Genomic DNA, 13,371 nt, shown 5'->3' with positions numbered 1-13,371 from the left:
CTCGCGCATGGGAACCTCCAAAGCCTCCATAACGCTTTGGAATCACGTTTCTCCAGACGAATCAAGTCTCTGATTGGGTTTTGACCCTAGGCCGCGTTTTCAGAAATCGGATCTGCTTGATAGCCCGCTGGTGGCCGGTTGCTCTGGGCCAGTTCGCTTCCGACCTGCTAAAGCCTGGGTTGCTTGGGAGGCGGAGATGAGCCCGACGACGCTGGATCTGATTGCGCGGACCATTGACTGGATCGAGAGGCATCCATCCGGTGGGCGTGGTCGGCCCAGCTGCCCGACGAGCGATGTCATCAGAACTCTGGAAGCCTTCGCCGGCACCGGTCTGTGCTGGCGAAGGCTGCTCGCCGCCGCTGAGCGGGCCAGCGGCTCGACACTTCATCGGCGCCTGCTGCACTGGGCGGCGCGGGCGGTGCTGCCGCGTGTCCACCGTGTGCTGTTGCGCATGGTCCGCTCCGGACCAGAGGCCGCGGCACAAGCCTGGAACATCGTGGTCGACAGCAGCAGCGTGCGCGCCAGGCACGGCGGAGACCTGACCGGTCCGAACCCGACCGACCGCGGTAAGCCCGGCACCAAGTACCATCTCGCCGTCTCCGCCGATGGGCTGCCCGTTGCCGCGGTCGCATCAGCGGCCAATGTGCCCGATACCGTCCTCTTCCCTGAACTGCTCCGCTTGGCCCGGGTGGCCTGCGCCTCCATCGCCCGGGTCTATGCGGATGCCGGTTACGACAGCCGCGAGAACCGTGCGGCCTGCCTGCATGAGGGCATCCAGCCGCTGATCCGCAAGGCCGGAACCGAGCATGGCTCCGGCCTGGGGGCCGTGCGCTCCGTTGTTGAACGCGTTCTCGGGCGCCTCTTGCGTCACAAGCGCCTGGAGCCGCGCCACGATCGCGATTGCTTGATCTGGGCCATGTGTGCCCCCTTCAGTTCAGCGGGAGCACACGTATCTCTCAGTCGCCCACAGCCAGGATCGTAGTGGGCAATAAAAATCAGTTAGAAACCCGGCGCAGGGCGTGCAAGCTGCAATCCTATGCTGCCGCGCGCAACCTGCGCACCACCTTCCCACCCGTCGCCGTCAGTCTTCAACACATTCCCATCATGTAGACCACCGTGACGAGCCCCTGGATGATGCAGGCCATCATCACCTCGTCGTCAGGGTGGAGTTTCAGCTCCCAGGTGTCTGGGTGGGCGGTGAGAAGCCAGTGCTGCTGGTCGTCGGACAGGGGCAACGCCATTGATATCTTCCCATTCGTCCCATCCAGCTTGAGTGAGGCGCCAGACTTCCATCTGCGGCCACCACGATGCCAGCCCAAGGTCACGGCATTCCGCAGTCAGCCAGTCCGGCGCCGGGTCCAGATCTCCGGAGTCCGGGTCGGCGGTCATGACCCAACGTTTCTGTTCGGCTGTGAGCTTCATGCGGTTGCATTTTGCCCATCAGAATGGACGTGTCATCAATGCAAGCGAGGCCGTCCATAAGCCCACAGGGGGAATAGGAACTGACTTCATCCTCGCGCTGTTGATGCCTCTGGTCCAATCTACCTCCCCCCGGTTCGGCCAATCCGGGAACCGGGACGCTGAAAGAGGGTTCCTATGTCTTCTGCCATGGACCCTTTGATAGGGCACTCCACCATAGACCAATGGCAGGCACTGATTCGCTGCCCTCCTGTTGTGAAGGCGGGTGTTTACCAGACGCACCCGTCATGATGATCGGTCGTGAGCGCGAAGGCTGTCTTCCTCCAGCGAGCGGTCTTCGTTGCATCTGACAGTTGCTCAGTAGGAATGCCTCATGGCACTGAAAGGCGGGGGCTAGAAATATTATTCTCTGGTTGGGGATCAGCGTCAAATGGGAAGATTGTGCCTATAATCCACGCTCTCATCATCGCCATTATACTTTTAATCGTTGGCTACTACACTGCGTAAGCCAAGAATAAGATTGTTTGTTCGGGACGAGCTGGAGCATATAGCTTACGCGACCTCACGCAAGTGACGCACCACATCACCGCCTTTCGGCGTCAACCGCCAGCGTGTTGCCACCATGTCGATGATCATCACCAACCCCTGACACACACACCCCATCATCACGTCGTCTTCGGGGTAGGGGGCATCTCCCCAAGTGTCAGGATGAGCTGATAGCAGCCAGAGCTTCTGGGTGTCGGTCAAGAACAGATCCACTGGAGGTCCTCCCACTCATCCCATCCGGCTTGGGTGAGCCGCCAGACTTCCATCTGCGGCCACCACGACACCAAACCGAGGGCTCGGCATTCCGCAGTCAGCCAGTCCGGGGCCGGGTCCAGATCCCCGGTGTCTGGGTCGGCGGTCATGATCCAACGCTTCTGTTCGGCCGTGAGCTTCATACCGACGAAGTTTTCCCATCAGAATGAACGTGTCAGCAACGCAAGAGAGGCTGCCCACAGAGGGTGTCACGTAGTAACGTTGGGTTTGATCTACTTTGTTGGCATCGCTCTTCTGTGCCGCTCTGAGCTTATCTTCTCCCGCATACATACCCGTTTTCGAACGGCCGAAATAGCGCTGGTTACATGTTTGGAGACGCAAACACGCCCAAGACATTGGCAACGGCGAAGCAGAAAAAGCCGATCAAATCCGACATCGCTGCGTGACACCCTCTTCCCGAGCGCACTTGGCTCAGCACTCGCCCGGTTGATAATATAGGAGCGCGGCTATGCCGGACGAGAACCGACATAAAAACCGACAGCAACAAGAATGCGCCGGGTCGGAGTGATATGCCGCCGCTTGAATAGGTGACGGGATTTCTCGGATTGTTCCTGGTGGTCGGCGCCATCGATTTTCTCCTCCATGATGCTTTCAATCAGGGCTCTCCACCAAAATTGCGGACGAGTATCGAACGACAATCAAGCTTCAATGGACGGCGCTTGGTCGATATTGTAATTGCGAATGACGGTGGATCCACTGCCGCCAGCATGAAGGTCGAAGGCACGCTAAAGGACGGCAGAAAAACAGTTGAAACCATCTCGGTTGCCTTCGACTATATTGCGGCACATTCAAGAGCGCAAAATGGCATGATTTTTATTCACGATGCAAGTACGCATAAGTTGAGCGTGGAAGAAGAAGCTTATATTATTTCATGACCGCCCTCAGAGCGTCTGATGCTATTCAAATTTCGACGTTTTGCTAACTTGAACCCGGTGTTCCGATCCGAAACCGACGACCGGCTCTCCAGCTTGCATAGTGATAGTTGTTCGCAGTCCCGATGAGGTTCAGCTTGGCCAGCTCTTGAAATTCCGCTCGAACCACAGGGCAGCGCCAACAGTTCCGAGGGCAAGAAGCACTGCCATGACCAGGGGTCCCCGATTTGAGTGTGATTTACGGCGAACCCACAGGCCGGGCGGTCTCAACGGATCGGTCAGGCGATCATGGGCGAAAGTCGATGTCCGATCTGGTTGCGGAGGCGCGAAATTAGCCAGCCTGCGGCTGGTCGAGCCGTTCATGCTTTCCATAGCCCGGATTAGTGAACCCTGTTCGGCAATTGCCACCGCGAGACGCGCGGGCGCAACGCCAAGATGTTCAGCGACGAGGCTATCCCGAATCCGCAGCACTCCGCGCCGAACCTCCATTTCGTTGTCCATACCGGGCAGGACCTCCAAGGCAACGTCGCACTCCATGTCAGTGCCCATGGAGCGGTTGTTCAGGTTGGAGGAGCCGATGCGCAAGAACCGGTCATCCACGACCATGACCTTGGAATGGACAACGATCTCCACGCCCTCAATGACGGCGGCGTACAGGCGGAAGCGATCAAATTGGTCTGAGGAGTGCAGATGATGCGCGATCGTGGTGCGCGCGTTGTCCATCGCCACCTGCTCGATCCAACTCGGTGACCTTTTAGGGGTGATGATTACGACCTCCGGGCCGTCCGGTTCGGCCAGGCGCCGTGCAAGGGCATCCCCGATGCGGTCCGATGCGAGATACTGGTTCTCAAGATAAATTGTTTTACGGGCCGCCGCGATGGCGTCGAGGTACAACGCCTCGACTTCCCGCACCTCCGGCTGTTCTCGCCCGGAAGGCATGGTCCGAGCAATGCCGACCTGGACATCACGGAAATCCGGTTCGAGTTCTGCAGGCCACGGATCTGTCCCCAGGGGCGGAGGCGGCAAGCGTTCTCCGGTCGCTTGCCACCAGCGAGCGCGGGCGAGCTCGTCCAGAGACCGCGCGGCATCACCATCGACCAGCATCATTACATCGTGGTGCGGTTCGTAAGGCTGGCCGGAGGGTTTGTGACGTAGCGGCTCCCGACGATGGTGCGCGCGGGTGTCCCAGCGATTGGCCGCGAAATCTATGCCGCCGCAGAATGCCACGGCACCATCGACCACCAGCACCTTCTGGTGAAGAACCGTAAGTGCCGGATGAGCATCATCGAACACGTAACGAAGGCGGTCGCCGTCGAGATGGAGAGCGTCCACGCCGGGAATGCGCCGACGCTGAAGGGCGAGCCAAGCTGCCTTGTCCCACACAAGCACACGGATGTGCAGACCCTGGTGGCGGTTTACGAGGCTCTGAAGCAGGTCTCCGATCTGGTCCGGCTGGACGGGATCTGGGTTTCCAGGCTCCAGGGGAGCGCCTTCGGCGAAATCCCAGGCCAGTAGGAGTATGGACCACCTGGCCCGGAGCATGGCCTGCTTTGCCACGGCGAAGTAGGCGTCGGCGTCGATGAGACACGCCGCCCTGTGTGCGGCTTTAAGCCGCCAGCAATTCCGGCCGGCGCGCAGGATCACTCCTTCCCCAGGCTCGGCCGAGGAGAGGGTGTCAGGTCCGTCCCGTTGCATCATGGGTGAAGCCTTGTCAGTTTGGCGCCCTCGGCGCGCACGGCGCTTCAGTCGCGGCTGGCAGAGCCAAAACCGGGCGGGGTGCCCTTCAGGGCTTCGCTGGCATTTTGCAGATCGACCGCGCTCGGGTGGTCCGTCGATACGGCCCGGGAGTCGTTTGAGCTTTCAATCCCCCGTTCCTCGCGCTCGATTTCCTGGGACGCCTGTGTCCAGTGCACCTCCGGGCGGCCTTCCGGATGGCCTTCTCTTTCCCAAATCTCGTACGCCCTCTGACGGATCATCTCGTCTCTGCTGCCCTGCATGATTCTGCTCTCCATTGGGTGGCTCGTTGTGGACTGAACATGGGAACACGCAAAACAGCGGAACGTGGCGTCCGCCATCCACTGACGGCTTAACGCGACTCTACCCATTTGGGTTTGGTTAGGAACGCGGCGAAGCCAGCACCGCCACGCCCGATCCCGCCAGGTACCGGTCCTTCCATGACGCTTGTTCCTCGCGAGCACCTGGCGAAATCAACGATGAGGGCGAGGTGCTGTGGTGCGAGAAGAGTCGCCCTTACTGTTGGACAGGCGCTCAGCCTTCTCCAAGGATCGGCGTCGCTTCTTTCAAGGTATCTCGGACATACAGCTTCTTGATGACAACATAGGCCACGACAGCGAGAGGCACGCCGAACAGGAGGCCGAGAGTGCCAAAAAGGGTGCCGAACGCCAGGACGGCGAACAAAGACAATGCCGGCGGCAGATCAACAGCGCGCCGCTGTACGAGCGGCGTAATGATGTTGGATTCAAGCTGCTGGATCACGAGAACCGCGGCGAAAGCCCAGGCGAAAGTCGTCACTCCGCCCGCCAAGGCTGCAATCAGGATCACGGCGCCCGCAACTAGGGGGCCCACGAACGTGACGAATTCCGCCAGTCCCGCCAGCAGACCCAACGCGAGCGGCGACGGGACACCGGCCAACCAGAGGAGCAGTGTCGTCAGGACCGCCACCAGGGCCATGGTGGCGAGCTTGCCGAGCAGCCAAAGTCGCAATGCCCGTCCGGTTGTCAGGAGTGTCCCCTCGATCCGTTCCTGCTCGCGCGGCGGAAAAAGTTTGACGAAGCCGCGGCGGTAGAGACGGGGCTCCGATGCCAGGAAGGCGCCTGCGATCACCATAAGCAGAAGATTGGCCAATCCGCCGGCGAACGCCATTCCGAAAGAGCCGACACGCGACAGAATGCCGCCGGCAACGGCGGTTCCCTTGCCCTGTAGCATCTGCTCCAAGCTGCCCTGTATACCGAAGCGCTGCATCGCGTGATCAATCATCGACGGTAGCTGCTGCGCGAGTTGTCCGGACTGCGAGGCGATCTGCGAACCGAACAGCAGTCCTGCCAAGGCGATCAGCAGAAGCATGGCGCTGCCGGCCACGGCGAGCGACCAGCGCTCCGGCACGGGCGTGTAGCGCACGACGAGATCCGCGGCTGCCCGCAGTACGATCCCAATCAGCACCGAGCCAAAGGCGAGCAGCAGGACGCTGGACAGGCGCCAAGACAGCAGGGCCAGGGATAAAAGGGCAAGCACGATGAGAAGGCGGCGGACAAGGCTGCCATTGCTTCGCCACTCATTGCGTTCGATCCGGCCGTCCATGCACGTATTCCTCGGCTGTTGGGTGGCCGATTCCGTTAACGGAACGGAAGGGGTGCGAATATGGGGGGAACTGTCGGCGGCCCTCGCGTACGGCGCCGCCATGGGCGGAGCGTCTTCCGCGCCGACGCGTAGCTTGCCAAGCTTGGTCCATTGGCTTTCCCCGACCAAGACTATTCCCGCCCGTCCAACTGCGCCGCAGCAATCAGGTTCCCTCGACGGGGGGAACCTTATCGACGGGAGGGCTTTGAAGTGACAGGCCAGCCGGCGCCGTTTCCGGACGGTGCTGCTATCTCAGCCCTTTTGGCCCCCAGGCTGTTCGGCAGCCGGCGGACCGCAAAGATCCGAGGAGTCATGAGAAGAACGTTGATAACGCTGTTTGCGCTCGTTCTGCTTGGTGGGATCGGCGCACTCCTGTTCTCCTGGTCCGGCCTCTACAACGTCGCGGCGAGCAAGGGACACTGGGCGATCACCCGCTGGTTCCTGCATTTCAGCCTGGAGAATTCGGTGGAGACGCACGCATTGCCGATCGCGCCTCCGCCCTTGGATGATACCGCCATGGTGTACCGCGGCCTCGGCCATTACGAGGGCGGATGCAAGCCCTGCCACGGCGCACCCGGCGAGGCCGGAAACCCCATCACCAAGCAGATGCTGCCGCAACCGCCCCACCTGCCCGACCATGTCGCCTCCTGGACGGACTCCGAGCTGTTCTGGATCGTCAAACACGGCCTGAAATACAGTGGAATGCCGGCCTGGATCGCGCAGGAGCGCGACGACGAGGTCTGGTCGGTCGTCGCCTTCATGCGGCGGATGCCGGACATGCCGGCGGATGACTATCGGCGGCTCGCCCGCAACGACATGATGTTCGACCCCGAGCAGGTGGAGGAGACAGCCGACCTCATCGCGTCCGCCGGGCCGGTCGGGGACGACCTGCTTGCCTGCGGACGCTGCCACGGCCTGCGTGGCGAAGGCGGCGGGGCAGGAGCCTTCCCCAGCCTAGCAGGGCAGAAGGCAGATTACCTTTACGAGGCGCTACAGGCCTACGCCCAGGGAACCCGCCCCAGCGGCATCATGCAGCCCATCGCGGCGGAGCTGGATTCGGCGACGATGCGCCGGTTGGCCGACCATTATGCCAGCTTAACTCCTCCCGCTCCACCAACCCTTGCGCCTTCCGACAGAGCGGCGTTGAAGCTTGGCGAGACCATCGCCACGCAGGGCCTGCCCGACCAGGGGGTTCCCGCCTGTGCCACCTGCCATGCGGGGCCGGATGCCCCGGTCCCCGACAACGCGCTCTACCCCGAACTGCGCGGCCAGCACATGGCCTACCTGATGCAGCAACTCCAGCTTTGGAAGGACGGCAAGCGCGGCGGCAACCCATTGTCGGACATCATGGCGGCGGCGGCGCGTCATCTGACCGCCGAGCAGATTGACGCCGTGTCCCGCTATTACGGTTCCCTCCCACCGGCCGGAGGTGCGACGCCATGAGAGTCGAGGCCATGTGCCGGCCGGCTGCGCTATTGCTGGCGGCACTTCTCGTCAACGCCTGCGAGCCGAGCACGGCGACCCCGTCCTCTTCCCTGAACGGCGATGTCCAGGCCGGGCGGAAAGTGGTCGAGCAAGTAGAATGTGGCGTCTGTCATCGCATTCCCGGCATCCCCGGCGCGCACGGCATCGTCGGGCCGCCACTCAAGGAATTCGGCCGGCGGGCCTACATCGCGGGCCTCTTTCCGAACAGGCTCGACCGCCTCGCCCATTGGGTTCGCAATGCGCCGGAGTTGGCGCCCGGCACGGCCATGCCGGCCATGCCGATCAACGAGAGGGAAGCGCGCGACGTTGCCGCCTTTCTCCATTCCCTTCATTGAAGCGCGGGCAGCCAATGCATGATGACGTTCTTTTGGGGGGCGGTTCTGGTCGGTTCCCTCTGGTTGGCCCATTGGGGAGCCGAGCACTTTTCGAAGCCTCTGAAGAAGCTGCGCAAACAGTGGGGCTTCTCTGTCGCCACAGGCGGATCTTTTGTTGGGCTGGCGGCCGCCAGTCCGGAGATCGGCATCAACGCCGCCAGCGCCCTGCGTGGTTCCACCGACATCGGTCTCGGCGTGACGCTGGGCACAAACATTCTCGCAATTCCCCTGATGGTGACGGCAGCCTATCTCGCCACACGCAAGGTGAACATTCCTGACCATGCCGGCCATGAACGGCACCGGCGTGAGCATGTCGTCGTCGTCGACGGGAGTGCCGTCACGGTGCAGGCCCTGCCTTACCTTGGGATTGTCGCTCTGTTCGCGCTGTTGACCCTGCCGGCGCCTTGGCGGGGATTGCAGCCCATCGACGGGATCATCATGCTGGCCGCCTATGCCCTGTATCTAGCGCAGGCCTTGCTGCGCGGCCGGGGAGAAGGGGAGGCGGTCGAGTGGGACCGCACGGAGGTGGCGCTCGCCGGCGGCGGCGTGGCCGCGCTTGTGATCGGCACCTACTTTGCCGTGCAGGCGACGGAGAACATCGTCCAGACCTTTGGCCTTTCGAGGATCGTCGGAGGGCTGTTCATCACGGCGCCCATAGCCGCACTGCCAGAGGTCTTCGCGACCTGGCAAGTTGCCCGCAGTGGCCAGATTACCTCGGGCGTGACGAGTGTGATGGGCGATCATGCCGTCACTTTGACCGTGGCGCTGCTGCCGCTGGCTCTTGTTGGACTTCCGGTGGGCGACCTCTTGTTGTTTTCAGTCAATCTCTTCTTCGTAGCCCTCATGCCGGCGCTTTATGCGGGATTCCTCCGTTGGAACGGAAGGGAAGAACATGGCTTTCGGCGGTGGCATGTCGCTGTGTTGCTGGCAACCTATCTTCTCTATGTCGCACTCGTTCTGTTTTGGGTACAGCCCTTCGCATGACAGGGAAGACACCGAACAATGGTCGGTGAAACCATCACCCACACGCTGGGACCTGGACGGCCGGCAGCCCAACCCACAGGATGGCGACGAGGGTGGAGGCCGCCGACGCGGCGGTCAGCCATCGCATGAACAGCCGGGCGTCGGTGCTGCCGACATGGGACGCCGGTCCGCCGCCGAGCAGGGCGCGGACCAGAACCAATACCGTCAGCGCCAAAGCCAGCAGCGTCGCCACGGTCACCAGAGCGGGAACGAAGGGGAAACCGGCGAGGCTGATCCGGTCGAGCGCGCGCGCGCAGGCCAGCCCGTTGATGCCGTAGACGATCCCGAAATGCGCAGCCCAGATCAGGTAGGGCGACATCATTGCGGCGAAGGTGACCGGAAAACTGCGCGTTGTCATGGCCCACCTCACCCGAATAGCCGCGGAAAAAGATGCACCAGCAGCAGGGCTATGAGGCCCTGCGCCACCGTGTAGAGGGCGAACAACATCGTGTTGTCGAAGGTCACCCGGCGCTCTGCGTAGATCAGCCCGCAGAAGGAGCGCGCCAGCGTGTAGCCGATCATGATCAGCAGCACGGCGACGTGGAACGCCTGCCAGGCCGCCAGCATATAGGTCACGGCACCATAAGCGCTTTCTGCCCCCTTCAATCCGGTCCCTATCTGCCCTGTGATCTCCAGGACGGACCCCGCGACCGCCAGGAGGATAGCCGCCAGAAGGCCGATGCGGACAAACCAGTGTTTGTTCCGCCCCAACGAACGGCTCGCCCACAGGATCGCCAGCCCCGAAAGGACCCAGAGCGCCAGCCCGCCGCCTAGCCATTCCAGGCCTGGCAGGGACGCCGCGCCGGACGGCCACACGTCCGGGCTGACCGTCCAAAGGAAAAGGTAGGTGAAGATCAGGCAGGCGAAGGCGGTGCCATCCACCAGCATTAGGACGACCATGGCCCACCAACTGTGATTGACCGGCCCCTGGACGTAGACCGGGATGCGCCAGCCTCCGCCGACATCCTGCGGCGGATGGTCCTCCCCTTTGTCCAGTCCCCACAGCCACCAGAGCACCGAGGCGATGGCGAGCACCGCTGGCACCAGCGAAATCCAGTACAGTTGCACCGTGAGGCACAGAAAATGCGCCGCCGTGAAGAGGCCAGCCAGGAAATGTCCCCAATGCGGCCCCGGCATCGGCATGAGGTACTGGGGCTTGCTTTCTATTGGGCTGGTGACGATGGTCTCGCGCCGGTCCGTGGGAGCACCGGGCAGGAAGTGGGCCCCCGACTGCACCTCGCGCGACAGGTTCGGGTTTTCCCACAGTGGGTAAAGGCCGGTGACATATGGGATGCTGCGCACCGCATAGCTCTCGTTTGGGATCCATTCCAGCGTGCCGGCGTTCCAGGGGTTGTCGGCGGCCCGCCGAACCCGGCCCAGCACGTCGCGGGCCATGTCCACCAGAACGATAAGGACACCCAGCGCCAGAACGAAAGCTCCGACCGTGGATACCATGTTCAGCAGGTTCCAGCCGAGATCGCCGGGGTAGGTGTAGACGCGCCGGGGCATGCCCATGAGCCCGGTGATGTGCATCGGAAAGAAGGTAACGTTGAAGCCAATGAACATCAGCCAGAAGGCCCAGCGTCCCAGACGCTCCGACAGCATGGTGTTCTTCAGCGTCGGCCACCAGTGGTATAGGGCACCGAACAGGGGGAAGACCATGCCGCCGATCAGTACGTAATGCAGGTGCGCGACGATAAAGTAGCTGTCGTGCGCCTGCCAGTCGAAGGGCACGACCGCGACCATCACGCCGGTCAGCCCGCCCAGCACGAAGATGAACAGGAAGCCCATCAAGAAGTGGGTCGCCACGGTCCACTGCACCCGCCCCTTGCCCAGCGTGGCGATCCAGGCGAAGACCTGGATGCCGCTGGGCACCGCGACCGCCATGCTGGCGGCGGAGAAGAAGCTCAAGGACAGGGGCGGGATACCCGTGGTGAACATGTGGTGCACCCACAGGCCGAAGCTGAAGACGCCCGTACCCACCAGCGCCAGCACCACTAAGTTGTGGCCGACCAGCGGGTAGCGGGCGAGCGTCGGCACCATCATCGAGACCAGCCCCGCCCCCGGCAGGAAGATGATGTAGACCTCCGGATGGCCGAAGAACCAGAAGAGATGCTGCCACAGCAGCGGGTCGCCGCCACGCTCGGCGATGAAGAAGGGCCAGTGGAAGGCGCGCTCGATCTCCAGAAGCGCCGTCGCCAGGATCACGGCAGGGAAGCCAAAAATGATCATGCCGGCCATGATCAGCATCGACCAGCAGTAGATTGGCAGCTTGTCCAGCGTCATGCCGGGCGGCCGGGTGCGCAGGATGCCGACGACGATCTCGATGGCTCCGGCGATGGCGGAGATCTCGATGAAGCCGATGCCGAGCAGCCAGAAATCCGCCCGGATGCCCGGCGAGAACTCGTAGCTGGTCAGCGGCGGGTACATGAACCAGCCGCCGTCGGGTGCCGCGTCGAACAGCAGCGAGGCGAAGAAGGACAGGCCGCCGAAGAAATAGGCCCAGAAGGCGAAGGCTGACAGGCGCGGGAACGGAAGGTCGCGGGCGGCGAGCATCGCCGGGATCAGGTAGACGCCGATCGCCTCCACCACCGGCACAGCGAACAAGAACATCATCGCCGTGCCGTGCACCGTGAAGAACTGGTTGTAGGTGTCGTGGTCGAGCAGGTTGTTCTCCGGCACGGCGAGTTGCGTGCGCATCGCCAGCGCCAGCAGCCCGGCGAGCACGAAGAACAGCAGCGCCGTGCCGATGTACATGACGCCGATGATGTTGTTGTTCACCGCCGTGAGAAGACGGAACCCCTGGGGAGCCTTCCAGACCCGCTTCAGCGTCGCCAACTCCTCGGGCGGGCGGGGCAGCGGGCTCGGCAGGGAGCGAGAGGACGTGCGGCCGGTATCTTGCGAGCTCATTTCAGGCTCTCCAGCCAAGCGGATAAGGCGCGCAAATCTTCACCGTCCATGATGTTGAAGGAAGGCATGGCGTTTCCGGGCTTAAGGTGCTGAGCGCTGGCAATCCAGCCGGCGAAGGTGCCGACATTGTTGCCGAAAGAACCGGCACCCAACGACTGCCGGCCTCCCACGCCGGACAGGTCGGGGCCAATGGTGCTGACCGCGGGCGTGCCGCGCACCGCATGGCAGGACTGGCAGCCGTAGGAGAAAAAGGTGTCGTAACCGCGGGCCAGGAAGGCGTCGAGAGGCCTTTGCACCGGGCGGCGCTGGTCGGTGAGCCAAGTGTCGAAACGCTCAGCCGGCTCGACAACGACCTCGAAGGCCATCAGCGCGTGCTGAGCACCGCAATATTCGGCGCACTGCCCGCGGTAGGTGCCTGGCTTCTCCGCCAGTAGCGTCAGCCGGTTCACGTGGCCGGGGATCATGTCCATCTTGCCGGCTAGGCTCGGTACCCAGAAGCTGTGGATGACATCGCCAGCTTTTACCAGCAATTCCACCGGCCGCCCCGCCGGGATGACAATTTCGTTGGCCGAGCGCAGCGGCTCGCCGTCCGGCAGGCGGTAGAGCACGTCCCACCACCACATATTGCCGGTGACCTCGACGGTAAGAGCCGGGGTCTCGCCAAGCGTGACCAGCCGGCGGGCAAGCCCGAACTCGTGGACCTGCAGTGCGGTCAGCGTTACCACGGGGAAGAGGATGCCGCCACCGATCACCCAGGCTCTCGCTCCGGGAAAGCGCTCCCCCCTGGCGAAGACGGCATAAGCGGCCAACGCCATCACGAAGACGAAGATCGCCGCACCGCCGACGAACAGCACCCAGCTCGTGAACAGGATTTCTCGTGCATTGAATCCGTTGGGGGAGAAGGCCGACTGGCGGCCGTCGCATGCGACGAGCAGCAAGCCGGCGAGAAAAAGCCACCCAAATCGAAGCGGGTGCTTCCGTCGGTTCCGCCGCTGGGGCAGGGCCATGCTTATCGTCTCCGTGTCTCGTCCCACTTGGCTCATTTCATGGCTAACTCCTGCGGTGGGGAATCCGTTTCGGCGGATTAGCGCTACCGCATTTTTCCTGTGACG

General features: G+C 62.7%; 14 protein-coding genes. 5 read left to right on the top strand and 9 right to left on the bottom strand.

Translation table 11 applies throughout. The features are described 5' to 3' along the window. Positions 1–196 precede the first annotated feature (196 nt). The gene (locus JUB11_RS29580) at positions 197–982 is read left to right on the top strand and encodes a transposase (protein ID WP_207462398.1); all 786 of its coding nucleotides are present in this window, start codon (positions 197–199) and stop codon (positions 980–982) included. A gap of 106 nt (positions 983–1,088) precedes the next feature. Here JUB11_RS29580 and JUB11_RS29575 read toward each other — a convergent pair whose 3' ends face one another. From JUB11_RS29575 to JUB11_RS29565, 3 genes are all read right to left on the bottom strand, one after another. Next, positions 1,089–1,241, bottom strand: a complete 153-nt coding sequence (locus JUB11_RS29575) for a hypothetical protein (RefSeq protein ID WP_207462397.1) — start codon at positions 1,239–1,241, stop codon at positions 1,089–1,091. A gap of 730 nt (positions 1,242–1,971) precedes the next feature. Further along, the gene (locus JUB11_RS29570; RefSeq protein WP_207462396.1) at positions 1,972–2,166 is read right to left on the bottom strand and encodes a hypothetical protein; all 195 of its coding nucleotides are present in this window, start codon (positions 2,164–2,166) and stop codon (positions 1,972–1,974) included. Then, on the bottom strand, positions 2,163–2,360 hold the full coding sequence (locus tag JUB11_RS29565) for a hypothetical protein (RefSeq protein WP_207462395.1): 198 nt from the start codon (positions 2,358–2,360) through the stop codon (positions 2,163–2,165). The genes JUB11_RS29570 and JUB11_RS29565 overlap by 4 nt, the downstream gene beginning before the upstream one ends. Before the next feature lie 423 nt (positions 2,361–2,783). Here JUB11_RS29565 and JUB11_RS29560 point away from each other — a divergent pair, with 423 nt between their 5' ends. Next, on the top strand, positions 2,784–3,113 hold the full coding sequence (locus JUB11_RS29560; RefSeq protein ID WP_207462394.1) for a hypothetical protein: 330 nt from the start codon (positions 2,784–2,786) through the stop codon (positions 3,111–3,113). Between the two features lie 129 nt (positions 3,114–3,242). Here the strand turns inward: JUB11_RS29560 and JUB11_RS29555 are convergent, their stop codons facing one another. The 3 genes from JUB11_RS29555 to JUB11_RS29545 all read right to left on the bottom strand — a co-directional run bounded on the left by JUB11_RS29555 (position 3,243) and on the right by JUB11_RS29545 (position 6,428). Then, positions 3,243–4,754 carry a phospholipase D-like domain-containing protein gene (locus JUB11_RS29555; RefSeq protein WP_207462393.1) on the bottom strand — a complete coding sequence of 504 codons (1,512 nt, stop codon included), beginning with the start codon at positions 4,752–4,754 and terminating at the stop codon, positions 3,243–3,245. Between the two features lie 98 nt (positions 4,755–4,852). Beyond that, positions 4,853–5,107: a DUF2934 domain-containing protein gene (locus tag JUB11_RS29550; RefSeq protein ID WP_207462392.1), complete on the bottom strand. Its 255-nt coding sequence runs from the start codon at positions 5,105–5,107 to the stop codon at positions 4,853–4,855. Positions 5,108–5,378: 271 nt separating this feature from the next. Then, positions 5,379–6,428 (bottom strand): AI-2E family transporter, encoded by a 1,050-nt coding sequence (locus tag JUB11_RS29545; protein WP_207462391.1) that lies wholly within the window; start codon positions 6,426–6,428, stop codon positions 5,379–5,381. A gap of 363 nt (positions 6,429–6,791) precedes the next feature. Here JUB11_RS29545 and JUB11_RS29540 point away from each other — a divergent pair, with 363 nt between their 5' ends. The 3 genes from JUB11_RS29540 to JUB11_RS29530 are packed head-to-tail and all read left to right on the top strand — an operon-like array spanning position 6,792 to position 9,310. Continuing rightward, on the top strand, positions 6,792–7,910 hold the full coding sequence (locus JUB11_RS29540) for a c-type cytochrome (protein ID WP_247887420.1): 1,119 nt from the start codon (positions 6,792–6,794) through the stop codon (positions 7,908–7,910). Continuing rightward, entirely contained in the window at positions 7,907–8,287 is a 381-nt protein-coding gene (locus JUB11_RS29535; protein ID WP_207462389.1) for a c-type cytochrome, read from the top strand. Before JUB11_RS29540 ends, JUB11_RS29535 begins: the two co-directional genes overlap by 4 nt. Before the next feature lie 18 nt (positions 8,288–8,305). Further along, positions 8,306–9,310 carry a hypothetical protein gene (locus JUB11_RS29530; protein WP_207462388.1) on the top strand — a complete coding sequence of 335 codons (1,005 nt, stop codon included), beginning with the start codon at positions 8,306–8,308 and terminating at the stop codon, positions 9,308–9,310. Between the two features lie 34 nt (positions 9,311–9,344). On the opposite strand, the gene JUB11_RS29525 is transcribed toward JUB11_RS29530, so the two are convergent. Genes JUB11_RS29525 through coxB form a run of 3 tightly spaced genes read right to left on the bottom strand, consistent with a single transcriptional unit; the run spans position 9,345 to position 13,266 of the window. Continuing rightward, entirely contained in the window at positions 9,345–9,707 is a 363-nt protein-coding gene (locus tag JUB11_RS29525; RefSeq protein ID WP_207462387.1) for a hypothetical protein, read from the bottom strand. A gap of 8 nt (positions 9,708–9,715) precedes the next feature. Continuing rightward, positions 9,716–12,259, bottom strand: coding sequence for a cytochrome c oxidase subunit I (gene ctaD / locus JUB11_RS29520; protein ID WP_207462386.1), 2,544 nt, complete (start codon positions 12,257–12,259; stop codon positions 9,716–9,718). Then, on the bottom strand, positions 12,256–13,266 hold the full coding sequence (coxB, locus tag JUB11_RS29515) for a cytochrome c oxidase subunit II (RefSeq protein WP_207462385.1): 1,011 nt from the start codon (positions 13,264–13,266) through the stop codon (positions 12,256–12,258). Before coxB ends, ctaD begins: the two co-directional genes overlap by 4 nt. Positions 13,267–13,371: the final 105 nt, after the last annotated feature.

This window comes from Azospirillum sp. SYSU D00513, from assembly GCF_017356015.1.
Lineage (GTDB): Bacteria > Pseudomonadota > Alphaproteobacteria > Azospirillales > Azospirillaceae > Azospirillum.
Note: the sequence above shows the minus strand (reverse complement) of the source record. Positions and strands in the feature narration are given on the sequence as shown.

What these genes read in the sequence shown, in the direction of transcription:
- JUB11_RS29580 (WP_207462398.1), top strand. Translation starts at nt 197, where the DNA reads ATGAGCCCGACGACGCTGGATCTGATTGCGCGGACCATTGACTGGATC.
- JUB11_RS29575 (WP_207462397.1), bottom strand. Translation starts at nt 1,241, where the DNA reads ATGGCGTTGCCCCTGTCCGACGACCAGCAGCACTGGCTTCTCACCGCC.
- JUB11_RS29565 (WP_207462395.1), bottom strand. Translation starts at nt 2,360, where the DNA reads ATGAAGCTCACGGCCGAACAGAAGCGTTGGATCATGACCGCCGACCCA.
- JUB11_RS29550 (WP_207462392.1), bottom strand. Translation starts at nt 5,107, where the DNA reads ATGCAGGGCAGCAGAGACGAGATGATCCGTCAGAGGGCGTACGAGATT.
- JUB11_RS29545 (WP_207462391.1), bottom strand. Translation starts at nt 6,428, where the DNA reads ATGGACGGCCGGATCGAACGCAATGAGTGGCGAAGCAATGGCAGCCTT.
- JUB11_RS29535 (WP_207462389.1), top strand. Translation starts at nt 7,907, where the DNA reads ATGAGAGTCGAGGCCATGTGCCGGCCGGCTGCGCTATTGCTGGCGGCA.
- JUB11_RS29530 (WP_207462388.1), top strand. Translation starts at nt 8,306, where the DNA reads ATGATGACGTTCTTTTGGGGGGCGGTTCTGGTCGGTTCCCTCTGGTTG.
- JUB11_RS29525 (WP_207462387.1), bottom strand. Translation starts at nt 9,707, where the DNA reads ATGACAACGCGCAGTTTTCCGGTCACCTTCGCCGCAATGATGTCGCCC.
- ctaD (WP_207462386.1), bottom strand. Translation starts at nt 12,259, where the DNA reads ATGAGCTCGCAAGATACCGGCCGCACGTCCTCTCGCTCCCTGCCGAGC.
- coxB (WP_207462385.1), bottom strand. Translation starts at nt 13,266, where the DNA reads ATGGCCCTGCCCCAGCGGCGGAACCGACGGAAGCACCCGCTTCGATTT.